Source organism: Pseudomonas sp. UYIF39 (genome assembly GCF_029963765.1).
Taxonomy (GTDB): Bacteria; Pseudomonadota; Gammaproteobacteria; order Pseudomonadales; family Pseudomonadaceae; genus Aquipseudomonas.
This window is the reverse complement of the sequence record NZ_JALBYU010000011.1, coordinates 144,274-168,972: the sequence shown is the minus strand read 5'-3', so window position 1 is coordinate 168,972 and position 24,699 is coordinate 144,274. Positions and strand designations below refer to the sequence as shown.

The window sequence follows — 24,699 nt, the reverse complement described above, 5'->3', positions numbered from 1 at the left end:
GGCCGATGGTTAGGCTGCATACCGCTTTCTATCCCTGTCCATCGGTGTATCCCCATGTTCAACAAACGCTTGAAGCAGGAGCTGTCGGCTCTTCGCGAAGAACTCTCCAGCCTCCAGCAAGTGAAGGAAAGTCTGGAAAGCGAGATGCTGGTCCTGACCCTCGATGCCGATGGGCGGATTCAATCGGTCAACCAGAACTTCATCGGCGAGATGCTCTACAAAAGCAGCGACCTGATAGGGCGACACATCGAAGACATCGTCCCGGCGCATGTGAAGTCGGACGAATTCCACCACCGCTTCAAGGTCGCGCTGACCCGTGGCGAGCACTTTGCCGGCACGGTGCGTTTGTTGCGCGGCAATGGTCAGGAAGCCTGGCTGCGCTCGATCGTGCAGCCGGTCCGGTCCGCGGGCGGCCAAATCAAGAACTTCTCGATTTATTCCAGCGACCTGACCCGCACCATCGAAGCGTCTCGTGAACATGAGAACCTGATCGGCGCGCTCGTGCGTTCCACGGCAGTGATCGAGTTCGACCTCAATGGCAACGTGCTGGCGGCCAACGACCGGTTCCTCAGCGGCATGGGTTACAGCCTGGCGCAGATCAAGGGCAAACATCACCGCATGTTCTGCGAGCCCGAGGAATACAACAGCGCCGGGTATCAGGACTTCTGGCGCCGCTTGAATGCAGGCGAGTTCTTCGCCGAGCGTTTCAAACGTATCGACAGCCATGGCCGTGAGGTCTGGCTGGAGGCGTCCTATAACCCGGTGGTCGATGCCAACAACAAGCTCTACAAAGTGGTGAAGTTCGCCACGGTGATTACCGATCAAGTCAATCAGGAGCAAGCCGTCACTGAAGCTGCCAACATTGCCTACAGCACCTCGCAGCAAACCGACAGCAGCGCGCAGCGCGGTAACGCCGTGGTGACTCAGGCGGTCAACGTGATGCGTGATTTGGCCAAACACATGCAGACCGCCGGCGAAGGCATCGAAGCGCTGAACGAGCAATCGCTGGTGATCGGCACTATCGTCAAAACCATCAGCGGGATTGCCGAACAGACCAACCTGCTGGCGCTCAACGCGGCCATCGAAGCGGCTCGGGCCGGGGAACAGGGGCGTGGTTTCGCGGTGGTGGCGGATGAGGTCCGGCAATTGGCTTCGCGCACCAGCCAGGCAACCGATGAGATTGTCGGCGTAGTGCGCCAGAACCAGGACATGGCGCGCAACGCCGTGGCGCTGATGACCGAGGGCAAACTCCAGGCTGAACAGGGGCTGGCGCTGGCGGCAGAGGCGGGGACGGTGATCGTCGAGATTCAGGACGGTGCACAGAAAGTGGTGAACGCAGTCGGACAGTTTGCCAATCAGTTGGCGACTTGATGCCTGCCATCGCGGCGTAAATCGCTACAATCGGCGTTTTCCCCAGGAGCAGCCATCATGAGCGTTTCTCACCGCCGCCCGGTTCCCTTGGCCAAGGCTTATCGTCTGCTTAATCACGGCCCGACCGTGTTGGTCAGCGCGGCGCATGACGGCCAGCGCAACATCATGGCGGCGGCCTGGGCCATGCCACTGGATTTCGAGCCGCCGAAAATTGCCGTGGTGTTGGACAAGTCCACCTGGACACGGCAATTGCTGGAGGCTTCGGGTACGTTTGTGCTGAACGTTCCCTGCGCCGCTCAGGCTGATATCGTCCAGACCGTGGGTTCGACGTCCGGCCTGGAATTGACCCGGGACCAAGGCCGGGACAAATTCCAGGTCTATGGCTTGGCGACCTTCAGCGCTGAATTGATCGATGCGCCGATGCTCGAAGGCTGCGTCGCCTGGCTGGAGTGCCGACTGCTGCCGGAGCCAAGTAATCACCAGCAGTACGATCTGTTCCTGGCCGAAGTGATTGCCGCTCAGGCAGACGAGCGGGTGTTCAGTGACGGTCGCTGGCACTTCGAAGGGCAAGATGCGTTGCGCACCTTGCACCATGTGGCGGGCGGACACTTCCTGAAAATCGGCGATCCAGTGGACGGCAAAACCTTGCAGACGTAAGCAGCCGGCCTTTCACACCCAGACGTCATTTTGCGCCGTGCGCTCGCCACCTTCGTTCCCCGTGTTCAGCACACCCTTGGGTTCGATCAGCAGGAGTTTCACCTCCTGCTCGGCGAACGGTTTGTGCTCGACACCTTTTGACACCACATACATTTCGCCGGCGTTCACCAGCACGTGGCCATCGCGAAAGTCGATGCGCAGTTGCCCTTCGAGGACGATGAACGTTTCGTCGGTATCCAGGTGATCGTGCCAGATGAAATCCCCCAGCAGCTTCACTACCTTGAACTGGTAGTCGTTCATTTCGGCGATGACCCTGGGCGTCCAGTACGGGCCGATCCTGGCGATTTTTTCAGCGAAATTCAGGCTTTCGTAAGCTTTCATGAAGCAGCTCTCGTGGTTGATCGTAAATCCACGATAGCCCGCGCATCAGTGTGCTTCTTGAACGATTGTGCGTGGCTCAGCGGCGGTGCATTTTCATCCAGCGGGCCGGCGACAGGCCGTAGGTTTTGCTGAACTGCCGGGTCATGTGGCTCTGGTCGGTGAAGCCGGCGATCAGCGCGGCGCTGACCAGTGACTGGCCCTGGATCAGCAGCGAGCGGACCAGGTCGAGGCGGCGCATGGTCAGGTATCGATAAGGGCTGGTGCCGAACAACAGACGAAAATCCCGCGACAGACTCCAGCGATCGCGGCCGCTGTGTTGCGCCAGTTCTTCCAGCGTTACGGTGCGATCCGGCGCGCTATGGATGAACTCCCGCGCGCGTTCGGCGGCCACGTAGTCGAAACTCTGGCGGGTGGCAGACACGCCGGAAACGCTGTTCAAGGCTTGGGCCAGGTCGAACAGTGCATCATGTTCTTCCAGAGGCTCGAGGGGGCCATCGAGGCTTCGCAGCAGCACGGCAGTGGCGGCGAACAAACGTGGATCGTTCGACAGTCCGGTCTTGATAAACGGCAACGGCTGGCCGCCGAGCATCTGCTGGATCAGCGCCGGCTCGATGTACATCATTCGGTATTGAAAGCCGGTCTCGGTGCCGGCTTCGCCATCGTGAACTTCGTCCGGGTGTAGCACCATGGTCCCGCCCGGCAGACTGTGGCGCCAGCCACCGCGGTACTGAAAGCTCTGCACACCGGCCAGTGTGTGGCCGATTGCATAGGTATCGTGGCGGTGAAGGTCGTAGCCGTGGCCTGCAAAAAAGGCCTCGAAACGCTGAAGCCCGCCAACGTCGGGCGCGCGGTGGAACCAGTCGATGGGAGGCGTGTGCTTGGCCATGGTGGTGTTGCCTTGAGCTCGATGCTGAACACGTTACCCCACCGAGCAGCCGCCTGTCTGCCGCCGATCGAATCATCCGGCCGGTAGAAAATCCCGGACTAATGTTGCAAGGTGTTACATCTTCTCCCTAGCCACGAAGGCGACCCACATTATGGATATGTTCCCTCTTAGCTACGCCGCTCCATTGTTGTCATTGGCGCTGCTGTGGACGGTTGCGGTGGTGACGCCGGGGCCGAACTTTTTCAACATCGCGCAATTGGCGGCCAGTCAATCCAAGCATCACGGCGTAGTGGCCGCACTGGGCGTGGCGACAGGCACTGTGCTTTGGGGCCTTGCGGGCGGGTTGGGAATCAAGTCACTGTTCAGCGCAGCCCCGACCCTCTACCTGAGCTTCAAGATTGTCGGTGGTTGTTACTTGATCTATCTGGGATTGAAGCAATTCAAGCGCAAACCGCCTTTGGTTGCGGACGATAGCGGCTCGGTTGAGGGGGCGGGGCGCACGTTGTTGTCAGTGTATGGCCAGGGCTTTCTGGGCAATATGACCAACCCAAAATCCGCACTGTTCGTCGCGACGATCTTCGCTACGGCCATGCCCGCTTCTGTGCCACCAATGTTGCTGGCGTTGGCAGTGCTGACCATGGCGACCTTGTCCTTCAGTTGGTATTGCAGCGTGGCGCTGCTGTTTGCCAGCCGTCGGGTCGCGGGTGCTTATGATCGTTCGCGTAAATGGCTGGATCGCTTCGCCGGCAGTTGCTACCTACTGTTCGGCGCGCGTCTGGTGGCCAATCGTTGAGGAGTTCTGAATGAGCAAACTGCGGGTAGGCATTATTTTTGGCGGCCGTTCGGCTGAACACGAAGTGTCGCTGCAATCGGCGAAAAACATCGTTGATGCATTGGATCGGTCGCGCTTCGAACCGGTGCTGATCGGCATCGACAAGCAAGGCCACTGGCATCTGAATGACCCTTCAAACTTCCTGCTCAATCAGGAAAACCCGGCGCTTATCGCCCTTAACCAATCCAACCGTGAACTGGCCGTCGTGCCGGGCAAGGTCAGTCAGCAATTGGTGGAAACCTCCGGTCAGGAACTGCTGGGCCACGTTGATGTGATCTTCCCGATCGTCCACGGCACCCTGGGTGAAGACGGTTGTCTGCAAGGGCTGCTGCGCATGGCTGACCTGCCGTTTGTAGGGTCCGACGTGCTCGGTTCCGCCGTCTGCATGGACAAGGACATCAGCAAGCGCCTGCTACGTGACGCCGGGTTGGCGGTTACGCCGTTCGTCACCTTGACCCGCGCCACCGCTGCGCGCACCGGGTTCGCCGAGGTGCAAGGCAAACTCGGCCTGCCGCTGTTCGTCAAACCGGCGAACCAAGGATCTTCCGTCGGCGTGAGCAAGGTGAATGACGAAGCCGAGTACGCGGCGGCAATAGAACTGGCCCTGGGTTTCGATGAGAAAGTCTTGGTGGAGTCCGCCGTCAGCGGTCGCGAGATTGAATGCGCGGTGCTCGGCAATGAAGACGCCATCGCCAGCGGTTGTGGCGAGATCGTGGTGCGCAGCGGGTTTTATTCCTACGACAGCAAATACATCGATGCTCAAGCGGCGGAAGTGGTGGTGCCGGCTAACATCAGCATCGAAGCCAGTGAACGCATCCGCGCCTTGGCCGTCGAGGCGTTTCAGGTGTTGGGCTGTTCCGGGCTGGCGCGGGTCGACGTGTTCCTGACCGAGAGTGGCGAAGTGCTGATCAATGAGATCAACTCGTTGCCCGGCTTCACCCGCATCAGCATGTACCCCAAGTTATGGCAGGCCACCGGTATGACGTACAGCGAGCTGGTCAGCCGTTTGATCGAGCTGGCGCTGGAGAAACATCAGGCGCGGCAGGCGCTGAAGATCTCTCGCTAGGCTGAATACAACAATAGTTATTCGAGGAGACACGTCAGGCTGTGGCGGAACGAGGCCTGGCGTCGGGCGTGAGTGCGACGGCGGTGATCAAGGCGTCGCATATCATTTTGGGTGTGCCGGCCTGATTCAAACCCGGCCGGCACATGATCAAGCCTGCTTTACCGGCTTGATCAGGCTCTGCGCGGGTATCCCGAATAAATCGTGAAGTTTCCAGATCATTGGACGCGTCAACGCACGTTTGCCATTGAGCACTTCATACACTCGGTTTGTGCGGCCAATGGCAGGTGCGAGGTCAGCAGCAGACAGTCCGGACTGCTCCATACGAAACTTGATTGCATCGATCGGATTGGGCAAGTCCACGGGAAACCGCTTCGATTCATAGGCTTCGATCAGCGTGATCATACTGTCGAAGTAATCATCCTCAGGGGTGCCAAGCTCTGGTTCGTTGTCGAACAGCACTGGCACGTTCTTAAGGGCTGCACGGTAGTCCTCGTCGGTGTGAATGGGGCGAATGTTCATGGGTTACTCCATCTCGACGGTATCAGCGTCGATTGCGTCGTACTGTTTATGAGTGCCAACTCTATCCAAGAAGCAGTCACTTGCGGGTAGGAAAAGGCTACGTGAAGTGGCTGATCAGGATTTGTCAGATGTAAAAAAGGGCCTACCTCCCGGTAAGCCCTTGCTCATTCCAGCGTAAGACTCAATCCCCCAACGCCGCCCCCTCACGCCGCGGATCAGCCCCGCCCGCCAACGACGTTTTCCCCTGCGCATCCTTGACCCGGACAATCGCCTGGGTCCCGCTGGTCATGTCGATCTCGTTCACGCTGTGCCCTTTGTCCTTCAGCGCCTGAATCAGTGCCGGGCTGAACTGCCCCTGTTCCAGTTCTGTCGGGCCGTTGCGGCTGCCGAAGTTGGGCAGGCTGATGGCGGCTTGTGGGTCGAGGTTCCAGTCGAGCAGGCCGATGGTGGATTTGGCGACGTATTCGATGATCTGCGAGCCGCCGGGGGAGCCGATGGTGGCGAGGAATTCGCCGCTCTGGCGGTCGAAGATCAGCATCGGTGCCATGGACGAGCGTGGGCGTTTGCCGGGTTCGACGCGGTTGGCAACCTTCTGGCCGTTTTCTTCTGGGATGAACGAGAAGTCGGTCATCTGGTTGTTCAGCAGGAAACCCTGAACCATAAGGTGCGAGCCGAACGCGGATTCCACGGTGGTGGTCATGGACACGGCGCCGCCTTCGTCATCCACCGCCACCACTTGCGAGGTGGAGATGCGCAGGGGCGAACGGTCCGGTGCGTAGGCGACCTGAATGCCCGGCGGGGTGCCGGGTTTGGCGGTGCCCATGCTGCGATCGCCGATCAGCGCGGCGCGGCTGGCCAGGTACGTCGGGTCCACCAGACCTTTGACGGGGACGGGCACGAAATCTGCGTCGGCCACGTACAACGCACGGTCCGCGTAGGCCAGGCGTTCGGCTTCGGAGATCAGGTGCACGGCTTCAGGCGCCGGCTCAACGCCCGCAGGTTGGCTGGTCTTGACCGGTTTGAGTGGTGCCAGGGCAAAACGCGGGTCACGGGTTTCCAAAGCCTGCAAGGTGCCGAGGATCTGTGTCACGGCGATCCCGCCTGACGACGGCGGCGGCATGCCGCAGACCTGCCAGCGCTTGTAGTCGGTGCACAGCGGCGCGCGCTCCTTGGCGCTGTAGCCTTTGAGGTCGTTCAGCGACAGGCTGCCGGGGTTGGCGTGGCCCTGAACCTTGGCGACGATCTCTTGTGCGACGGGGCCTTTGTACAACGCATCCGGTCCTTCCTTGGCAATGCGTTTGAATACGGCGGCCAGCGCCGGGTTTTTCAGCGCCGTGCCGACGGCTTTCGGGCTGCCATCGGCATTCAGGAAGTAAGCCACCATATCCGGTGAGCTTCGTATGGATGAGTCCGAGGCGATCAACTGATGAAGGCGTGGCGAGATGGCGAAGCCTTGCTCCGCGAGTTTGATCGCCGGTTCGAACAGCCGCGCCCACGGCAGATGACCGTGTTTCTGATGGGCCAACTCCAGCGCCCGCAACACGCCCGGTGTCCCGACTGAACGACCGCCAATCTGCGCCTGGGTGAACGGCATCGGTTTGCCGTCGGCTTGCAGGAAAAGCTTCTCGGTGGCGCCGGCCGGAGCGGTTTCGCGACCGTCATAAGTGCGTACAGCCTTGCCATCCCAGAGCACGATCAACGCACCACCGCCAATGCCCGAGGATTGCGGCTCGACCAGGGTCAGCACGGCCTGCATCGCAATCGCGGCATCGATTGCCGAACCACCCTGGCGCAACATCTCCCGCCCGGCCTCGGCCGCCAGCGGATTGGCCGCGGCCGCCATGTGTTTTGAGGCGTATTGGGTTTGCAGGTCAGCGCGATAACCCGACGCGACTTCTGGCGCAACCGGCAACGTCGAAGAGGTCGGGGCACTACAGGCTGCGAGGGTTAAAGCAGCGGCGATCAGCGAAAGGGCTGACAGGCGATAGCGACTCAAGTGGAAGGCTGAGAACACGTGGGGGGCACTCCGTCCGTGGGAAAAGATCAGGGGACTTTATCGGCCGAAAGGGAGTGACGCAAACCAGGGGCTACAGTAAAGACACTTTCGCCCTTCATGACTCCACGGATTTTCTGTAGGGTCGAGGGCAACAGACTGGCCAGAAGATCAACAAGAGGCAGACATGCAGACCGAGTTCCCCACCCAGCCAAGTTACCGCACCCAGCGTGATCAATTCCTGGCCGCAGCGACCGCGGCCGGTGCGACGCTGACCGAGTACCCGCATCCACTCAAAGGGCCGTTCGGTGAGCCGTTGAGCACCGCTGTCGCCGTGCTGGGTGATCCGGGCGCCAAGCGTTTGCTGATTGCGCTGAGTGGCACTCATGGCGTCGAAGGCTTCTATGGTTCGGGATGTCAGATCAAGTGGTTGCAGGAGTTGGGCAAGCGTTCTCTGCCGGCCGATGTTGCGGTGGTGATGATCCACCTGATCAATCCCTGGGGCACTGCGTGGCTGCGTCGGGTCAACGAAGACAACATCGACTTGAACCGCAATCACCTGAACTTCGACCAAGCATTGCCAGATAATCAGGCCTATGCAGCGCTGCATGAAATCTATGCCTGCACCCAGTTGCAGGGCCCGGAGCGTGATCGCGCCGATACCGTGCTCGACGAACAGATCAGCGAGCACGGTTGGCCAGCGGTCATGTCGATTGTCGAGGGTGGCCAGCACCGTCATCCCGATGGTTTGTTTTACGGCGGACTGGCACCGAGCTGGTCGAACCGCACGTTGCATCAAATCATTCAAAAGCATGTCTCGCATGCCGAAGTGGCCATGTGTTTCGACTTGCACACCGGCGCCGGGGAGTACGGTCATCCGATGTTGCTGACCATTACCGAGGCGGCGTATCCAGCGCTTGCAGATGCGCAGGCCATTTATGGTCCGTGGCTCTATACCTTGCATACGGGCGCCGACACACTGAGCGAAACCGGCGTTGCGGCCACCGCCACCGGCTACACCTCGCAGGCGTTGATCAATGCGTTGCCGCACGTGCGGTTGATGCCGTTTGTGATTGAGTGCGGGACGTATCCCGGCGCGGAGGTTCATCGTTATCTGCGCGATGATCACTGGCTGCACCTGCACGGCAATCCGAGCGATGCCGTGGGGCGCGGGATCAAACTGAATCTGGTTGAGCAGTTCTATCCCGCCGACAGCGACTGGCAGGCGATGGTCTGGCTGCGTACCTGGCAGATTTGGGAACGGGCGTTGTCAGCATTGCCGGCCATTCGTTCCTGACGCGACCTGCGGGGAAGTGGGTTCTTGTTGCCGGAACTTATGCGGTTCGACTCTTCCTGAACCGCAGCATGCTTTCTTCGCCGTAGGCACTTTTCTCGAGGCATAAAAAAACGGCCTACCTTTCGGTAAGCCGTTTTTAGTACTTGGTGGCTACACAGGGACTTGAACCCCGGACCCCAGCATTATGAATGCTATGCTCTAACCAACTGAGCTATGTAGCCAAGTGGCGCGCATTATTGGCTCGTAACAGAGATGTGTCAAGCGTAAATCTAAAATATTTCTCTACGCTTTCAACCGCTTATCCGCCTGACCCGAAAAAACGGGCCAGGGGAGGGCGTCAACTGAGCTGAAATCTCCCGGTATTGGCACTCAAGGCCTTGCTGCCCTGGCTCAAGGTGTCCGCTGCCAGATTCACCGCCTGCGCGCCTTCGAGCAAGCGTACCGCCGCCTGATCGACTTGCTGGATGTTGCCGCTGACCTCGTCGGCGGTGGTCGCTTGCTCGTCGACCGCGGTGGCGATCTGCGCCAGGGTGTCGGTGACGCTCTGCACCGCACTGGCAATTTCCCCCAGGCGTTCGCCGAGGCCGGTGACGGCCTGGGCGTCGGACTGAGCCTGGTCGCAAGCGGCTTCCATCAGGCTCACCGCTTCGTTTACGGTGCTGCGCAGGCTGTCGACAGTGCCGGCAATCTGCGCGGTGGAGGTCTGTGTGCGTTGCGACAGGCTGCGCACTTCATCGGCCACCACCGCAAAGCCGCGACCTTGCTCACCCGCGCGAGCGGCCTCGATGGCGGCATTAAGTGCCAACAGGTTCGTCTGCTCGGCAACCCCGCGAATGGTATCCACCACCAACTGTATCTGCTGCCCTTGCTCACTGACCCGGCCCAGTGCCGCAGCGGTGTCGTTCAAGCGCTGATTGAGTTGCTGAATGCTCGCCGTCGTGCGCTGGCTGTCACGGCTGCTGTCGGCGGCGATGCGCTGGGTGTGCTGAGCGCTGCCAGAAGCCTGTTCGCAACTCTGGGCGACCCCTTGGGAGGTGGCGGCCAATTGCGTGGCCGCTGCCGCGATCTGGCTGATCTGCAACTGCTGAGCTTCGACTTCCCCAAGGGCGCCGCTGGAGTGATGGTTGAGGGTGCGTACCGCGTTGCTCAGCTGCAAGGTTTCATGGTCGACCCCCAGCAGGCTGTTGCGCAGTTGCACCACCGCGACGTTGAGCGCGGTGCTGATGGCGGCCAGTTCGTCGCGGCCTTGCACCGGTACTTGCAGGCTCAGATTGCCGTCGCGCAAGGCTTCGGCCAGCAGGGTGATGCCGCTGGCGCTGCGACGGATCGAGGTCTGCAAGCAGATGAACAGGTACAGCGCGGCCAGCAGCAGGCAGCCAAAAATGCTCGCTACCAGGATGAACTGGCGGACGGCCGAACCGTGGTAATAGTCCAGACGCTGATCCAGCGACACCAACGACTGCTGACGCAACGAAGCGAGGTCGGAGAGTAGGCCGTCGAGGCTGCGTTCAAACTCTTGCGGCTTGAGTTTGATGCTGCCGTCGAACACGCCGTCATCGAGAACTTTCAACTCGGCGTCCAGGTGTTTGAGGCTGTCATGGTATTGCCCGGCCCAGGCTTGCAATGTGCTGGGCAGTCGCGTTTCCAGCAGGCTTGCGGTTTTGACCAGTTGCTCCCGGGCATCGCCGATGCGGCTGCGCAAGTCCCGCAGTTGCAGACGGCTTTGCAGGGTGAATTGCCCGGACACCACCGATGCCTGACCAACGCTGGCGAGACGGCCGACTCGTTCAATCAGGTCTGGCGCGTGCTGCGTGGAGATCTGCGTCAGCAAATAGGTCTCCAGCCACGGCGCCAACGTCAGGCGATTATCCATGGCAATCTGTTCGCGCAAGGCTTGCAGGGCACTCAAGGCATTGGTGAAACGATCGTAACCGTCCGGCCACCAACCGACGCTGCTCAGGCTTTTCGAATCCAGGCCGTTGAGGGCGGTTTGCAGGGCCTGATAACGAGTCAGGGTTTCGCCCTCGGCGCCTTCGGTTTGCAGCGCGTTGCCGAGGTCCAAGGTGGCTTGGGCGACGGCTGGCTGAACCGTATCGAAAGCAGCCATCGCGGCGATCGTCGCGGGTGTCGGCTGACGGCTGGTTTCCGTGGCGCGCCAGCGAGCCGCGCGGTCACGCTGAGCCGCGAGCAGATTATCCAGAGCATCCAGGGCGAGCAGTTGCCGAACCCCGGCACGTTCGCCGGCGATCAGGTGCAGTTTGTCGCGATAGTCCTGACCGATCATCCACAGACTGCCCGTCAGCGGCAGGATAAACAGTAGAAATAACAGCTGAAATTTGCGTGCGAAGCCAAAACGCCCCAGCAGCCCGATCCCCGGTGATAAAAAAGCCTGCATGCCTCATGACTCCTCTGAACACCACGCACCATTGGCGTGCGTCGCAACCGTTGCGATCGCGACCTGTGTCCTTTTAAAAGGCCTCGAAAGTTCACCCTCGTCAGCTCTGTAGGCCGGCTCTGTAGCGAAACTTCCCATTCTCGGTCCCCTTTGTAAGGGGCCGCGTTGAAGCGGATTACCAAGGCAAGATTCAGACCATGGCGTTGCGCTATCACCTTTTCAACGATGAAAATCGAGGTCGTTAGCAGGCTAAGGGGATGGCGCTGCTGCACCGAAAAATGGCACATTGACGCACCTGCCCGTGTGCACCCATCTGTTGTATGGAAACTCTTATGGCTATCAGCAATGTCCAGACCGGCGCGCAGCCGGCATCCGCGACTTCACAAAGCAGCCCTTTGGTCATGCGCATCATCGGCGCCGTGGCACTGGCGCATTTGATCAACGACTTGATCCAGTCGGTGCTGCCTTCAATCTATCCGATGCTCAAGGCCAACTATGGCCTGACCTTCACCCAGGTTGGCTTGATCACTTTGACGTTCCAGCTGACGGCTTCGCTGTTGCAGCCGTGGGTGGGTTACTACACCGATCGGCACCCCAAACCCTGGCTGCTACCCGCCGGGACGGTTTGCACATTGATCGGCATTTTGATGATGTCGGTGGTGGGCAGTTTTCCGATGATTTTGCTGGCTGCAGGGTTGATCGGTATCGGCTCCTCGACCTTTCACCCGGAAGCTTCTCGCGTGGCGCGATTGGCCTCGGGCGGGCGATTTGGCCTGGCGCAATCGACCTTTCAGGTCGGTGGTAATGCCGGCTCGGCCTTCGGTCCGTTGCTGGCGGCGGCGATCATCATTCCGTTCGGTCAGGGCCATGTGGCCTGGTTTGGATTGTTCGCGGTGTTTGCGCTGTTCGTGCTCTATCGGATCAGCCGCTGGTACGCCAACCACCTGAGTCTGTTCAAACTCAAGCAAGGCCAGGCGGCGACGCATGGCTTGTCGAAGAACCGCGTGATCAGTGCACTGGTGGTACTCGGGCTGCTGGTGTTCTCCAAGTATTTCTACATGGCCAGCTTCACCAGTTACTTCACCTTTTACCTGATCGAGAAATTCGACCTGTCGGTGGCCAGTTCACAGTTGCACCTGTTCCTGTTTCTCGGCGCGGTAGCGGCGGGGACCTTCTTCGGTGGGCCGATCGGCGACAAGATCGGGCGTAAGGCAGTGATCTGGTTCTCGATCCTAGGCGTAGCGCCGTTCACCCTGATCCTGCCTCATGTGGACCTGTTCTGGACCAGCATCCTCAGCGTCGTGATCGGCTTCATCCTGGCGTCAGCATTCTCGGCGATCGTGGTGTATGCCCAGGAACTGGTGCCGGGCAATGTCGGAATGATTGCCGGGGTTTTCTTCGGACTGATGTTCGGCTTTGGCGGGATTGGTGCGGCGTTGCTTGGGCATTTGGCGGACATACACGGCATCGAATACGTGTACTTGCTGTGTTCGTTCCTGCCGTTGTTTGGTGTGCTGGCGATCTTCCTGCCAAGAACCAAAAAGGCCTGACTCCACATAACTCCCCCTGTGGGAGCGGTGGTGTGGCGGACAATTATTTCAGGTGCAAAAAAGCCGCGTAAGAGCGCGGCTTTTTCTTGGGCGGGTGTTTGACGCGTTATCAGACTTTGGCGGGGTTCTGTTTCTCCGGATCAATGCCATAAAGAGCAATCGCTTTGGCTACTTTCTCCCGCGGCAAAGTGCCTTCGTCCGCCAGAGCCTTCAATGCGGCGACGGCAATAAAGTGGCGATCGACCTCGAAAAACTTGCGCAATGATTCGCGCGTGTCCGATTGACCGAACCCATCTGTGCCCAGTGCGATGAAGCGACGCTTGGGCACGAAGGGGCGGATTTGATCAGCGAATATTTTCATGTAGTCGGTCGCGACCACGATGGGCCCCTGTTTGTCCTCCAAGCTGCTCTCCACATGGCTGACGCGTGGCGTCTCTTGCGGATGCAGCAAGTTCCAGCGCTCGACGTCCTGACCTTCACGACGCAGTTCAGTCAGGCTCGTCACGCTCCAGACTTCACTGCTGACGCCGAAGTCGGATTCCAGCAGCTGTGCGGCGGCGATGACTTCCAGCAGGATCGAACCGCAGCCCATCAACTGCACATGCTTGTCGTCGTTCTGCACGCTGGTGGCCGGAAGCGGGTACAGGCCCTTGAGAATCCCTTGTTCGGCCCCTTCGGGCATGTCCGGGTGGGCGTAGTTTTCGTTGAGCAGGGTGATGTAGTAGTAGATGTCCTCGTTCTCGACGTACATGCGCCGCATGCCGTCCTGGATGATGACGGCCAACTCGTAGGCGTAGGTCGGGTCGTAGGACACGCAGCAGGGGACGGTCGAAGACAGTACGTGGCTGTGGCCATCGTCGTGTTGCAGGCCTTCACCCATCAGGGTGGTTCGCCCTGAGGTTGCGCCGAGCAGAAACCCCTTGGCGCGCGCATCACCGGCAGCCCAGGCGAGGTCGCCTACGCGCTGGAAGCCAAACATGGAATAGAAAATGTAGAAGGGCACGGTCATCACTCCGTGGGTGCTGTACGACGTGCTGGCCGCGATCCAGGAGGAGATCGCGCCGGATTCGTTCAGGCCCTCCTGCATGATCTGACCGTCCTTGGCCTCCTTGTAGTAGCTGAGTTGGCCAGCATCCTGGGGCGTGTAGAGTTGGCCGACATGGGAATGAATGCCAATTTGGCGAAACAGGCTTTCCATGCCGAAGGTTCGTGATTCGTCCGGGACGATGGGTACGATCACTTTGCCAATATTCGGATCCTTGAGCAGCGTCCCCAGGATGCGCACGAAGGCCATGGTGGTGGAAATCTCGCGTTCGCCCGTACCTTTGAGCTGGGTGTTGAGAGTCGACAACGGCGGGATCTGCAGCGGCTCTGCCACACTGATTCGTTCTGGAATATAGCCCCCCAACTGGGTGCGCCTGGCTTGCAGATAGCGTGCTTCGACACTGTCCGCAGCAGGCTTCAAGTAGGGCATTTCACTCAGTTGGTCGTCAGTGATGTCCAGCGAAAAACGATCACGGAATGCCTTGATCGCATCGTCGCCCATCTTCTTCAGCTGGTGATTGATGTTCTGTCCTTCGCCCGCTTCGCCCATACCAAAACCTTTGACGGTCTTGGCCAGAATGACGGTCGGCCCTCCGGTGTGGCGCATGGCAGCCGCATAGGCGTTGTAGACTTTCTCCGGATCGTGGCCGCCGCGAGAAAGCTTCCAGATTTCTTCATCGCTCAAGTCACTGACCAGCTCCAGCAACTCGGGGTATTTACCGAAGAAGTGTTCGCGTACGTAAGCACCGTTCTGGGATTTGTAGTTTTGATATTCGCCGTCGACGCACTCCATCATGCGCTGGCGTAGCAGGCCGCTTTTGTCCTTTTCCAACAAGGAATCCCAGCCACCGCCCCAGATCACTTTGATCACATTCCAGCCTGCCGCCCGGTACAGGCTTTCGAATTCCTGGATCACTTTGCTATTGCCGCGCACCGGACCGTCCAGGCGCTGCAGGTTGCAGTTGACGACGAAGATGATGTTGTCGAGTTTTTCCCGGCCCGCCAGGGAGATCGCTGCCAGGGACTCTGGTTGGTCCATTTCCCCATCGCCCAGGAACGCCCAGACTTTTCGACCTTGGTGTTCTTTCAGGCCGCGATCCTCGAGGTAGCGCATAAAGCGTGCCTGGTAGGCTGCGGTGATCGGACCCAGCCCCATGGACACGGTGGGGAACTGCCAGAAATCGGGCATCAGCCGAGGGTGTGGATACGAAGACACGCCATCGCGATCGGTCTCGCGCCGAAAGTTATCCAGTTGATCTTCGCTCAGGCGTCCCTCGAGGTAGGCGCGCCCATAGATGCCTGGTGAGGAGTGACCCTGGATATACACCATGTCACCACCAAACTGCTCGGTCCGGCCGCGGAAGAAATGTTCGAAGCCGACGTCGTAGAGGATGGCGGCCGAGGCATAGGAGGCGATATGCCCGCCAACGTTTGAATGTTTTCCGGCGCGCAGGACCATGGCCAGGGCATTCCAGCGGATATAGGCATTGATCCGTCGCTCCACGCCCAAGTCGCCGGGATAAGCTTGCTGCCGGTCCACGGCAATGGTGTTGACGTAGGGAGTGGTGACACGCCCATAAAAGTCACCATGCTGGCTGACATCGAAATCCAGCAACTGATCGATCAAGTAATGGGCTCGAGGGCGACCTTCGACGCTCAAAACCGATTCGATGGATTCGAGCCATTCGCGAGTTTCTTGTGGATCCTCGTCGAGAAACACGGGTTGTTGTGCCATCGTCGTCTCCTGGATAGTGCAGCGGGAGCACCGAGTCATTCGGTGCCGTGGCGAAGGGGGATCGTCGTGCGCCAATCCTTTAGAATGCTTGTAGTTGCAATTGCAACCATGTGGGGAACTTATCGTGCTGCGCGTTACAATTGCAACTAAATCGATTTCATTGGAAGGGTGAAGCATGTCTTCAAGCGAGCCGGATACCTGGTTCAGATTCGTCAGGGCTCATCGGTGCCTGATACGGGAAATCGAGCGCCGTCTGGCAGCGGCCGGGCTACCTGCTTACGCTTGGTACGATGCGTTGTGGGGGCTGGAAAGCGGCCCGAATGGAACCCGACGCATGAATGAATTGGCCGATGTAATGGCTATCGAACGCTACAACCTCACGCGCTTGATCGACCGCCTGGAAGCCGAGGGCCTAGTCGAGCGCAGTCGTGCCAGCGATGACGGCCGTGGAGCCTATGCCGCCATCACCGAGAGCGGCAAAGTGTTGCGCAAGAAGATGTGGCAGGTTTACGAGGGCGCCGTTGACGAATTGTTTCTGTCGCAATTCGATGATCAGCAACAACGCTTCTTCAGTGATGCCCTGGAGCGCGCGGCCAGTGCCGCGCGAAACAGCGCGCGTTAGCCGCGAATGCTTCATTGCAACAGATAGCGCCGCATCGCCTGCTCGACGTACTCCTGGGGGATCTTGTCTTCCTGAGCCAGGGCTCGCAGCGCCAGGGTGACAATCCAGCGCTTGTCTATCGTCCTGCCCGACGTCGGTTCGGCGGGTAACGATGCGGTTGAGTCGGCACCGAGTGCTACAAAATGCGCGGTTATGTGTGCACCGATCGGATCGACTACATGCTGTGCGTAGCCGGTCACGGCAATGACCGGAGAGTTCTCTTCATTCAGGCATTCGCGCAGATGCGAGGAGCGCTGGGGCATGCCGGGATGCACCCTGTTCCAGCGTTGTGCGCTGTCGGCATCCCGCGCCAGACGTGTATAGCTAGGGCAACTCCAGAGCTCGCTGGCCACGCCCCAATCGTCACGTAACATCCGTGCCGCTGAAATCACTGCGCGCAAGGCCAACCCGGCGCCCAACAGGCGAACTTTGGGTTGCTCTACGCCGGTTTCCATCTCGCTGACTTTGTACATTCCCTTGGGGGCCTGGCTCGCACCGAGATCACTTATTGGTCCAATGAAGTCATTGGGCTGATCGTGAAGGGCCATGTAATAAAACCCGTTGCTACCGTCGACATACAGACTCTGCAAGGCCGCAATCGCAATGGCACGCGCCTCTGCGCCGCTGGCTGGATCGTACGGCAGGCATTGCGGATTTGCGGCCAGCCAGAGCGGCACCCAAGGATGAGCCCCCTTGGGCCAGGCGCAGGACACCGTTTCAATGTCATTGCAGAAAATTCCGCGCTGATCAGACTCATTCGACTGTGCGCAAAGCTCTGCCGAAGTCGCGGCACTGGTCAGATACAGCAAGGGTTTTTCGCTGGAACGGGCCTGTGGGCTGAATCGCAGTGGCCAAGCGCTGATTCGTGTGTGCGCTGCTTCAGCGCCCGGTTGCTGGTTGGATCGCACCACCCAGATATTCCTTGCCGTTTTCGGATCCCTTTCCAGGCGATCAGCTATATCGATCATGGTGTAGAGCGGTGAAGAGAGTCCTTCATTGGCCTGATGTGCAAACGTCTGGATTTTTTCGATGCAGGCCTGGGCCGCCAGGCCGGTCTCTCGGGTTGTGCTGAAACTGGAAAAACCGATCATATTTCAAAGCACTCCGTGCGTTCCGTCGTCCTTGCACCATACTGCAGGCCTCAATGTGATTGCAAATGCAATTATATTCAGAGCCGCCAAAAGGAGTCGATCTATGACCATGGGCGTCATTGGTCGCGTACTCAATCAACATTTCGGATGGAGGAGGATGGCAATCCCAAGACAAAAAAATCCCCGTATCATCGAATGATTACGGGGATTTGGAGTTTATCGAGGTCCGTGTAAATCCACGGTCACCGTCACACGTTAAAACGGAAGTGCATCACGTCGCCGTCTTTAACGATGTAGTCCTTGCCTTCCAGACGCCATTTACCGGCTTCTTTGGTGCCGGCTTCGCCCTTGTACTGGATGAAGTCGTCATAGGCGATGACTTCGGCGCGGATGAAGCCTTTTTCGAAGTCGGTGTGGATCACGCCAGCGGCTTGTGGTGCGGTGGCACCGACGCGGACGGTCCAGGCGCGGACTTCTTCGACACCGGCGGTGAAGTAGGTCTGCAGGTGCAGCATTTCGTAGCCGGCGCGGATGACGCGGTTCAGGCCAGGCTCTTCGAGGCCCAGGGCTTCGAGGAACATGTCTTTCTCTTCGCCGTCTTCCAGCTCGGCGATTTCGGCTTCGATCTTGTTGCAGACCGGAACCACCATGGCGCCTTCTTCTTCGGCGATGGCTTTGACGATGTCCAGCAGCGGGTTGTTCTCGAAACCGTCTTCAGCGACGTTGGCGATGTACATGACCGGCTTGGTGGTCAGCAGGTGGAAACCACGAATCACCGCTTTGTCGTCGGCGCCCATGGTTTTCATCAGCGTACGAGCAGGTTTGCCGAGGGTGAAGTGAGCAATCAGTTGCTCCAGCAGGCCTTTCTGAACCACGGCGTCCTTGTCGCCACCCTTGGCGTTACGGGCGACTTTCTGCAGTTGCTTTTCGCAGCTGTCGAGGTCGGCGAAGATCAGTTCCAGGTCGATGATTTCGATGTCGCGTTTCGGGTCGACGCTGTTGGAGACGTGAATCACGTTCTCGTCTTCGAAGCAGCGGACTACGTGCGCGATGGCATCGGTTTCACGGATGTTGGCGAGGAACTTGTTGCCCAGGCCTTCACCTTTCGAGGCGCCGGCTACCAGGCCAGCGATGTCGACGAATTCCATGGTGGTCGGCAAGATGCGCTTTGGATTGACGATGGCGGCCAGGGCTTCCAGGCGCGGATCCGGCATCGGCACGATACCGGTGTTCGGCTCGATGGTGCAGAAGGGGAAGTTCTCGGCCGCAATACCGGATTTGGTCAGGGCGTTGAATAGGGTGGACTTGCCGACGTTAGGCAGGCCGACGATGCCGCAATTGAATCCCATGGTGTTTTCCCCGAGGAGTGAGTCAGGCCTTCTGGCTGTGCAGGTTTTTCATCGCGCGGTTCCATTCACCGGCGAGGATATCCGGCAGCACGCCGAGGGCAAAGTCGATGCTGGCATCGAGTTTTTCCTGTTCGGCGCGTGGCGCACGACCCAGGACGAAATTTGAAACCATACTGGCAACGCCCGGGTGGCCAATGCCAAGCCGCAAGCGGTGAAAGGTATTCTGATTGCCCAGTTGCGCGATGATGTCGCGCAACCCGTTGTGACCGCCATGGCCGCCGCCCTGTTTGAGCTTGGCAACGCCCGGTGGCAGGTCGAGTTCGTCATGCGCCACCAGGATTTCTTCAGGCGTGATGCGGAAGAAGCCGGCAAGTGCCGCGACGGCCTGGCCGCTGCGGTTCATGTAGGTGGTGGGAATCAGCAGACGAACATCCTGACCCTGATGCGAATAGCGCCCGGTCAGGCCGAAATATTTGCGATCCGCCACAAGATTTACGCCTTGTGCGTTCGCGATGCGCTCAACAAAAAGGGCCCCTGCGTTATGCCGGGTCTGTTCGTATTCAGCGCCTGGATTTCCCAGGCCAACGATCAGTTTGATGGCGGTCACGATAGGGGCCCTTCCTTGGAGTGGTGGATAACATCGCCGCAACCTGTGTGTGCGGCGAAAGTGGACGACAAGTGCTCATTTACCATTATGTAAACTCCGCGTTCTCGCCCGCTTTCTCGCTACGTTCCAGTCCGCGATGTTACTTGATCACTCCGGCTTCACAGAGTGAATTACTCTGCTGCGCCTTCTTCGGTAGCTTCTGGAGCAACACGTGGAGCGTGAACGTTGGCAACAGCCAGGTCGTTACCGTGAGCCAGAGCAACAAACTCAACGCCTTTAGGGGCTTTGAGGTCGGACAGGTGAATGATCGAGCCGACTTCGGCGTCAGCCAGGTCAACTTCGATGAACTCAGGCAGATCTTTCGGCAGGCAAGACACTTCGACTTCAGCGATAACGTGCGAAATTTCGCCGCCTTTCTTGATCGGAGCAGCTTCGCCAACGAAGTGTACAGGCACGGTAGCGGTCAGTTTCTGGCCAGCTACAACGCGTACGAAGTCAGCATGCAGCACGTGGCCTTTAGCCGGGTGACGCTGCAGAGCTTTGATGATTACGTTTTGCTTGGTGCCGCCAACGTTCAGCTCGATGATGTGGCTGTAAGCAGCTTCGTTTTCGAGCAGTTTGGCAACTTCTTTAGCCAGCATGCTGATGGATTCAGGGGCTTTTTCGCCACCGTAAACTACAGCAGGTACCAGGCTTGCGAGACGACGCAGGCGGCGGCTCGCACCTTTCCCCAGGTCGGAACGCACTTCAGCATTCAGAGTAAATTCGTTCATGTTGTATCTCCAAAATAACCACATTCGCCCCAGCGTTTGCGACCAGCGCTAAAGGCGATATGGGCAAAAAAGCCCCGCCCCGACAGGAATGCCGGGGCGGGGCGCTTTTCGTCAACGAGACATTCGAGAAGGGCAGGGCCCTTAACGGAACATCGCGCTGATCGATTCTTCGTTGCTGATGCGGCGAACCGCTTCGGCAACTACCGGCGCGATATCCAGTTGACGGATACGCGAGCAGGCTTGAGCAGCTGCGGACAACGGGATGGTGTTAGTCACCACCAGTTCGTCCAGCATTGAATTTTCGATGTTTTCGATCGCCCGACCGGACAGCACAGGGTGTGTGCAGTAGGCGAAAACCTTGGCAGCGCCATGCTCTTTCAGGGCCTTGGCCGCGTGGCACAGAGTGCCGGCGGTATCGACCATGTCATCGACCAGAATACAGGTACGCCCTTCGACATCACCGATGATATGCATCACTTCAGAGTGATTGGCTTTCTCACGGCGTTTGTCGATGATCCCGAGATCCACGCCCAGGGATTTGGCAACAGCACGTGCACGCACGACGCCGCCAATGTCCGGGGACACGATCATCAGGTTTTCGAAGCGCTGATCTTCAATGTCATCCACCAATACTGGGGAGCCGTAGATGTTATCTACCGGAATATCGAAGAAACCCTGGATTTGGTCAGCATGCAGATCAACCGTGAGAACACGGTCGATGCCGACTACGGTAAGCATGTCAGCAACGACTTTCGCGCTGATAGCCACACGTGCGGAACGCGGACGGCGATCCTGACGGGCATAACCAAAGTAAGGAATAACAGCAGTGATACGAGTAGCCGAGGAGCGGCGGAAGGCATCAGCCATCACTACCAGTTCCATCAGGTTATCGTTGGTCGGAGCGCAAGTCGGCTGAATAATGAAGACATCTTTACCGCGGACGTTTTCATTGATCTCGGCAGTAATTTCGCCGTCGGAGAACTTACCGACAGAGATGTCACCGAGAGGGATATGCAGCTGACGTACAACACGCCGAGCCAGATCGGGGTTAGCGTTCCCCGTAAAGACCATCATCTTGGACACGCGCAGTACCTAGAGGCTGAGGGTAACCTGGATGAGTATTAGAAAATGGCAGGGGCGGCTGGATTCGAACCAACGCATGGCAGGATCAAAACCTGCTGCCTTACCGCTTGGCGACGCCCCTGTATCTGTTGCAACGAGTACCCAGTACTCGATTCCTTTTAGAGCAGACTTTGCAGCTTGCGATGCAACATCGAAACGTTGCTTCCCTTTGCTACAAACCCTGTAAGGGTCTCTGTAAGAAGGGCCGAGACTTTATCAGCTTCAGCTTTGCTTGGGAAGCCCCCAAACACACAACTTCCAGTTCCGGTGAGTTTTGCTTCGGTAAATTTACCTAACAAATTCAATGCGTTACGTACATCTGGGTAACGCCTTGCTACCACCGGTAAGCAGTCATTTCGACTGTTTCCCTTGGGAACGGGGCGCACTTTAATGGGAGAAGAGTTACGTGTCAACAACGGATCTGAAAAAATTTCTGCTGTACTTACAGAGACTTGCGGCACAAGCACGAGATACCACGGTTCTTCGGGGTCTACAGGGGTCAGTTTCTCCCCCACGCCTTCGGCAAAAGCCGCGTGCCCACGCACGAAAACCGGGACGTCGGCGCCAAGCGTCAGGCCCAAAGTGGCCAGTCGATCCTCATCCCAACCCAGTTGCCAAAGATGATTGAGGCCGAGCAAAGTCGTCGCGGCATTTGAACTGCCGCCACCAATTCCACCGCCCATGGGCAAGATTTTTTCGATCCAGATGTCGATACCGAGCGAACAACCGGATTGCTCCTGAAGTTTTTTTGCCGCTCGAACAATCAGATTGCTGTCGTGAGGAACGCCATCGAATTCGGTGTGCAGTCGAATCACACCGTCATCACGAACGGCGAACGTGATTTCATCGCCGTAATCGAGAAACTGAAAAATAGTCTGCAGCTCGTGGTAGCCGTCTTCACGGCGACCGAGGATGTGCAGCATCAGATTGAGTTTGGCCGGGGAGGGCAGCGTCAAACGCGGAACCGTCATGTTCACTGCCCCAATTTGCGAGGTTGCCATTCCTTGATCACCAGCGTGACGTCAAGGTCGGTGCCGTGCAGTTTGATCCGCTCGGGTAGCCAAAAGCCGTTTTGTTCGGCATAGCTGAGGTATTCGACCTGCCAGCCATCCTGCTCAAGATTGGCCAGGCGGCTGTCGGCATCCAGCGTCAGACGGCTTTTGCTGTCCGGAGCCGGGAGCCCGCGAACCCACCAGGCCAGATTGGACACCGGTAACTTCCAGCCCAGTTGTTCTTCGACCAACACTTCAGGCGTCGGCGCTTCATAGCGGCCCTGATTGGCGACTTCCAGCGAGACCTTGCCGGGGCGACCGGTCAGGCGTGCTGCGCCGCGACCCAGGGGGCCGGAGAGGCGAATGTCGTAGTAATCCTGTCGCTGCAGCCAGAACAATGTGCCGCTGCCCGAATCTTTCGGGGCGCGAATGCCGATCTTGCCGTTGATCTGCCAGCCGTCAAGGCTGGTCAGTTGCTGTTTGTACACGCGCCATTGGGCCGGGTTGCCTTGACCCTGGACTGACTCGCGGGCCCCGAAGCCCGCGCAACCGGCGAGCAGGGCGATGAAGCTGAAAACAATGAGGTGGCGCAAAAACATGATTTTAAAGAGTCTCTGATCCGGTCAGGCGCTTGATGGTGCTGCGCAGGATGGGGCTGTCGGGCTGCTCCTTGAGGAACTTGCTCCAGATTTGTTTGGCTTCCCGTTGCTTGCCGTTGGCCCACAGGACTTCACCCAGGTGCGCGGCAACTTCCTGATCGGGGAAGCGCTCCAGCGCCTTGCGCAGCAGGCGTTCGGCTTCGTCGAAGTTGCCCATGCGGAAGTTCACCCAGCCGAGGCTGTCGAGTACCGCCGGGTCTTCCGGATTGATCTGGTGCGCCTGTTCGATCAAGGCCTTGGCTTCGGCGTAGCGCGTCGTGCGGTCGGACAGGGTGTAACCGAGGGCGTTCAGCGCCATCGCGTTGTCCGGGTCGCGCTTGATGATCAGTCGCAGGTCTTTTTCCATCTGCGCCAGATCATTGCGTTTTTCCGCTAGCATGGCGCGGGTGTACAGCAGGTTCAGATCGTCCGGGTATTTCTGCAAGGCTTGCTTCAATACATTCCAGGCCTTGTCGGGCTGTTTATTGGCGGACAAGGTTTCCGCTTCGATCAAATACAACTGAATCGCGTAATCGGGCTGCTCATCGCGCTCCGCAGCCAGACGGCTTTGGGCTTCGGCGGTCTTGCCGTTGTTCATCAGGATATCGGCCTGACGCAATTGCGCTGGCAGGTAATCGTTGCCCGGGCCGACCTGGGCGTACTCGATCAGCGCACCTTGAGGGTCGTTGCGCTCTTCAGCGATACGGCCGAGGTTCAAGTGCGCCGAATCGACGTGGCTTTCCCGGGCGATCAGGTCTTCCAGATAGCCCTTGGCCTCATTCCAGGCCTTGGCTTCCAGGCAGACCAGCGCCAGGGAGTAACGCAGTTCGTCGTCTTCCGGGTACTGCTGAACCAGGCTCGAGAACTCGGCTTTGGCGTCGTCCATGCGGTCCTGTTCAACCAGCATGCGCGCGTAAGTCAGGCGCAGGCGTTTGTCGTCCGGGTATTTCTTGATGCTTTTTTGCAGCAGCGGCAACGCTTCATCGCCACGACTGAGGGTCTGCAGCAGGCGCGCGCGTAGCAGAATCGGTGCTATTTCGCCGTCGTCCGGTGGGTTGTCTTCCAGCAGGCGCAGTGCGCCCTTGGCGTCACCGTCCTGTTGCAGCAATAAGGCTTTACCGAAAATCAGCTGACCGTTGTTCGGATGGCGCTGTAATAAACGGTCAAAACTTTTCATCAAGCCGTTGCGCGTGTCCTGGTCGGTGTCGGCCGCAGACAGGGCGAGGAAGTCGAAATGCGTGTCGCCCTTGCCTTGCAAGACTTTCTCCATATAGGCCATGGAGTCGTCATAACGCCCGGCACGAGCCAATTGCACGGCAGCTGCCCGTTGCGCCTCAAGGTCTTGCGGGGCGTTTTTCGCCCAGATCAAAGCGGTGTCCAGGGCAGCCTGATCGGCGCCCAGGTACTCTGCGATACGGAATGCCCGTTCGGAGATGCCCGGATCTTGAGTATTGATGGCCTGGGTCACGTAGTTGTCCAGGGCAATGTCGAAACGATTGCGCTGGCCAGCCAGTTCGGCGCTCAACAGACTGAAGATGGTTTCTTCACTGAATGAGCTGTAAACCTTGGGCTTTTCAGGGGCCGGAGTGCTGTCTTCGACCGGCGGCGTACCGTCCGACGAAACGGGTGCCAAGGCCTGGCAGCCGCTGAGGAAGACAAAAGCGAGGAGCAACGCGGAAGATCTATTCATATAGGAAGAGGACGACTAACCTGCGGTCGGATCATCATGACACAAGCCTT

21 protein-coding genes, 2 tRNA genes and 1 pseudogene are annotated in these 24,699 nt (G+C 58.7%); 8 read left to right on the top strand and 16 right to left on the bottom strand.

From position 1 onward, the window contains the following. The first annotated feature begins 54 nt into the window (after positions 1-54). Positions 55-1,371: a PAS domain-containing methyl-accepting chemotaxis protein gene (locus tag MO767_RS17275; RefSeq protein WP_282481474.1), complete on the top strand. Its 1,317-nt coding sequence runs from the start codon at positions 55-57 to the stop codon at positions 1,369-1,371. 57 nt (positions 1,372-1,428) lie between these two features. Then, the gene (locus tag MO767_RS17270; protein ID WP_282481473.1) at positions 1,429-2,028 is read left to right on the top strand and encodes a flavin reductase family protein; all 600 of its coding nucleotides are present in this window, start codon (positions 1,429-1,431) and stop codon (positions 2,026-2,028) included. Between the two features lie 12 nt (positions 2,029-2,040). Here the strand turns inward: MO767_RS17270 and MO767_RS17265 are convergent, their stop codons facing one another. Both MO767_RS17265 and MO767_RS17260 read right to left on the bottom strand, forming a co-directional pair. Next, positions 2,041-2,409: a cupin domain-containing protein gene (locus MO767_RS17265; RefSeq protein ID WP_111451254.1), complete on the bottom strand. Its 369-nt coding sequence runs from the start codon at positions 2,407-2,409 to the stop codon at positions 2,041-2,043. Positions 2,410-2,485: 76 nt separating this feature from the next. Further along, entirely contained in the window at positions 2,486-3,295 is an 810-nt protein-coding gene (locus MO767_RS17260) for an AraC family transcriptional regulator (RefSeq protein WP_282481472.1), read from the bottom strand. A gap of 151 nt (positions 3,296-3,446) precedes the next feature. On the opposite strand from MO767_RS17260, the gene MO767_RS17255 reads away from it, so the two are divergent. The 3 genes and pseudogenes from MO767_RS17255 to MO767_RS17245 form a co-directional block, all read left to right on the top strand. Further along, a complete protein-coding gene (locus tag MO767_RS17255) occupies positions 3,447-4,088 on the top strand; it encodes a LysE family transporter (RefSeq protein ID WP_282481471.1) in 642 nt (213 codons plus the stop codon). Positions 4,089-4,098: 10 nt separating this feature from the next. Beyond that, positions 4,099-5,193, top strand: coding sequence for a D-alanine--D-alanine ligase (gene ddlA, locus MO767_RS17250; RefSeq protein WP_282481470.1), 1,095 nt, complete (start codon positions 4,099-4,101; stop codon positions 5,191-5,193). Between the two features lie 29 nt (positions 5,194-5,222). Then, a pseudogene (locus MO767_RS17245) lies at positions 5,223-5,318 on the top strand (transporter); the annotation flags it as partial. 22 nt (positions 5,319-5,340) lie between these two features. On the opposite strand, the gene MO767_RS17240 reads toward MO767_RS17245, so the two are convergent. Further along, positions 5,341-5,712, bottom strand: coding sequence for a helix-turn-helix domain-containing protein (locus MO767_RS17240; RefSeq protein ID WP_282481469.1), 372 nt, complete (start codon positions 5,710-5,712; stop codon positions 5,341-5,343). 181 nt (positions 5,713-5,893) lie between these two features. Continuing rightward, complete coding sequence (gene ggt, locus MO767_RS17235; protein WP_282481468.1) at positions 5,894-7,726, bottom strand: gamma-glutamyltransferase; 1,833 nt, start codon at positions 7,724-7,726, stop codon at positions 5,894-5,896. A 166-nt stretch (positions 7,727-7,892) separates the two neighbouring features. Between ggt and MO767_RS17230 the strand changes: the two genes are divergently transcribed. After that, a complete protein-coding gene (locus tag MO767_RS17230; RefSeq protein WP_282481467.1) occupies positions 7,893-9,002 on the top strand; it encodes a DUF2817 domain-containing protein in 1,110 nt (369 codons plus the stop codon). Between the two features lie 144 nt (positions 9,003-9,146). Here MO767_RS17230 and MO767_RS17225 read toward each other — a convergent pair. Together MO767_RS17225 and MO767_RS17220 are read right to left on the bottom strand one after the other, a co-directional pair. Further along, positions 9,147-9,223 (bottom strand) — tRNA-Met (locus MO767_RS17225). 116 nt (positions 9,224-9,339) lie between these two features. Next, positions 9,340-11,397: a methyl-accepting chemotaxis protein gene (locus MO767_RS17220; RefSeq protein ID WP_282481466.1), complete on the bottom strand. Its 2,058-nt coding sequence runs from the start codon at positions 11,395-11,397 to the stop codon at positions 9,340-9,342. Positions 11,398-11,729: 332 nt separating this feature from the next. Between MO767_RS17220 and MO767_RS17215 the strand changes: the two genes are divergently transcribed. After that, on the top strand, positions 11,730-12,947 hold the full coding sequence (locus MO767_RS17215; RefSeq protein WP_123365631.1) for an MFS transporter: 1,218 nt from the start codon (positions 11,730-11,732) through the stop codon (positions 12,945-12,947). Between the two features lie 109 nt (positions 12,948-13,056). Here MO767_RS17215 and aceE read toward each other — a convergent pair whose 3' ends face one another. Continuing rightward, a complete protein-coding gene (aceE, locus tag MO767_RS17210) occupies positions 13,057-15,726 on the bottom strand; it encodes a pyruvate dehydrogenase (acetyl-transferring), homodimeric type (RefSeq protein ID WP_282481465.1) in 2,670 nt (889 codons plus the stop codon). A gap of 175 nt (positions 15,727-15,901) precedes the next feature. Here aceE and MO767_RS17205 point away from each other — a divergent pair, with 175 nt between their 5' ends. Next, positions 15,902-16,348: a MarR family transcriptional regulator gene (locus tag MO767_RS17205; protein ID WP_282481464.1), complete on the top strand. Its 447-nt coding sequence runs from the start codon at positions 15,902-15,904 to the stop codon at positions 16,346-16,348. 11 nt (positions 16,349-16,359) lie between these two features. Here MO767_RS17205 and MO767_RS17200 read toward each other — a convergent pair whose 3' ends face one another. From MO767_RS17200 to MO767_RS17160, 9 genes are all read right to left on the bottom strand, one after another. Continuing rightward, on the bottom strand, positions 16,360-17,478 hold the full coding sequence (locus MO767_RS17200) for a pyruvate dehydrogenase (RefSeq protein WP_282481463.1): 1,119 nt from the start codon (positions 17,476-17,478) through the stop codon (positions 16,360-16,362). 248 nt (positions 17,479-17,726) lie between these two features. Further along, a complete protein-coding gene (ychF, locus tag MO767_RS17195; protein WP_008153431.1) occupies positions 17,727-18,827 on the bottom strand; it encodes a redox-regulated ATPase YchF in 1,101 nt (366 codons plus the stop codon). Between the two features lie 22 nt (positions 18,828-18,849). Then, the gene (gene pth / locus MO767_RS17190; protein WP_008153430.1) at positions 18,850-19,434 is read right to left on the bottom strand and encodes an aminoacyl-tRNA hydrolase; all 585 of its coding nucleotides are present in this window, start codon (positions 19,432-19,434) and stop codon (positions 18,850-18,852) included. Between the two features lie 170 nt (positions 19,435-19,604). Beyond that, complete coding sequence (locus MO767_RS17185) at positions 19,605-20,207, bottom strand: 50S ribosomal protein L25/general stress protein Ctc (RefSeq protein ID WP_282481462.1); 603 nt, start codon at positions 20,205-20,207, stop codon at positions 19,605-19,607. A gap of 141 nt (positions 20,208-20,348) precedes the next feature. Next, complete coding sequence (locus MO767_RS17180; protein ID WP_003208392.1) at positions 20,349-21,290, bottom strand: ribose-phosphate pyrophosphokinase; 942 nt, start codon at positions 21,288-21,290, stop codon at positions 20,349-20,351. Between the two features lie 46 nt (positions 21,291-21,336). Beyond that, positions 21,337-21,411: transfer RNA gene (locus MO767_RS17175), tRNA-Gln, on the bottom strand. Between the two features lie 37 nt (positions 21,412-21,448). Continuing rightward, positions 21,449-22,300, bottom strand: a complete 852-nt coding sequence (ispE, locus tag MO767_RS17170) for a 4-(cytidine 5'-diphospho)-2-C-methyl-D-erythritol kinase (RefSeq protein WP_282481490.1) — start codon at positions 22,298-22,300, stop codon at positions 21,449-21,451. 2 nt (positions 22,301-22,302) lie between these two features. Next, a complete protein-coding gene (lolB, locus tag MO767_RS17165; RefSeq protein WP_223429638.1) occupies positions 22,303-22,920 on the bottom strand; it encodes a lipoprotein insertase outer membrane protein LolB in 618 nt (205 codons plus the stop codon). A gap of 4 nt (positions 22,921-22,924) precedes the next feature. Then, entirely contained in the window at positions 22,925-24,649 is a 1,725-nt protein-coding gene (locus MO767_RS17160) for a tetratricopeptide repeat protein (RefSeq protein WP_282481461.1), read from the bottom strand. Between the last annotated feature and the right edge of the window lie 50 nt (positions 24,650-24,699).

Coding starts and splice junctions, on each gene's coding strand:
- MO767_RS17275 (WP_282481474.1), top strand. CDS start 55: ATGTTCAACAAACGCTTGAAGCAGGAGCTGTCGGCTCTTCGCGAAGAA.
- MO767_RS17270 (WP_282481473.1), top strand. CDS start 1,429: ATGAGCGTTTCTCACCGCCGCCCGGTTCCCTTGGCCAAGGCTTATCGT.
- MO767_RS17265 (WP_111451254.1), bottom strand. CDS start 2,409: ATGAAAGCTTACGAAAGCCTGAATTTCGCTGAAAAAATCGCCAGGATC.
- MO767_RS17260 (WP_282481472.1), bottom strand. CDS start 3,295: ATGGCCAAGCACACGCCTCCCATCGACTGGTTCCACCGCGCGCCCGAC.
- MO767_RS17255 (WP_282481471.1), top strand. CDS start 3,447: ATGGATATGTTCCCTCTTAGCTACGCCGCTCCATTGTTGTCATTGGCG.
- ddlA (WP_282481470.1), top strand. CDS start 4,099: ATGAGCAAACTGCGGGTAGGCATTATTTTTGGCGGCCGTTCGGCTGAA.
- MO767_RS17240 (WP_282481469.1), bottom strand. CDS start 5,712: ATGAACATTCGCCCCATTCACACCGACGAGGACTACCGTGCAGCCCTT.
- MO767_RS17230 (WP_282481467.1), top strand. CDS start 7,893: ATGCAGACCGAGTTCCCCACCCAGCCAAGTTACCGCACCCAGCGTGAT.
- MO767_RS17220 (WP_282481466.1), bottom strand. CDS start 11,397: ATGCAGGCTTTTTTATCACCGGGGATCGGGCTGCTGGGGCGTTTTGGC.
- MO767_RS17215 (WP_123365631.1), top strand. CDS start 11,730: ATGGCTATCAGCAATGTCCAGACCGGCGCGCAGCCGGCATCCGCGACT.
- aceE (WP_282481465.1), bottom strand. CDS start 15,726: ATGGCACAACAACCCGTGTTTCTCGACGAGGATCCACAAGAAACTCGC.
- MO767_RS17205 (WP_282481464.1), top strand. CDS start 15,902: ATGTCTTCAAGCGAGCCGGATACCTGGTTCAGATTCGTCAGGGCTCAT.
- MO767_RS17200 (WP_282481463.1), bottom strand. CDS start 17,478: ATGATCGGTTTTTCCAGTTTCAGCACAACCCGAGAGACCGGCCTGGCG.
- ychF (WP_008153431.1), bottom strand. CDS start 18,827: ATGGGATTCAATTGCGGCATCGTCGGCCTGCCTAACGTCGGCAAGTCC.
- MO767_RS17185 (WP_282481462.1), bottom strand. CDS start 20,207: ATGAACGAATTTACTCTGAATGCTGAAGTGCGTTCCGACCTGGGGAAA.
- ispE (WP_282481490.1), bottom strand. CDS start 22,300: ATGACGGTTCCGCGTTTGACGCTGCCCTCCCCGGCCAAACTCAATCTG.
- lolB (WP_223429638.1), bottom strand. CDS start 22,920: ATGTTTTTGCGCCACCTCATTGTTTTCAGCTTCATCGCCCTGCTCGCC.
- MO767_RS17160 (WP_282481461.1), bottom strand. CDS start 24,649: ATGAATAGATCTTCCGCGTTGCTCCTCGCTTTTGTCTTCCTCAGCGGC.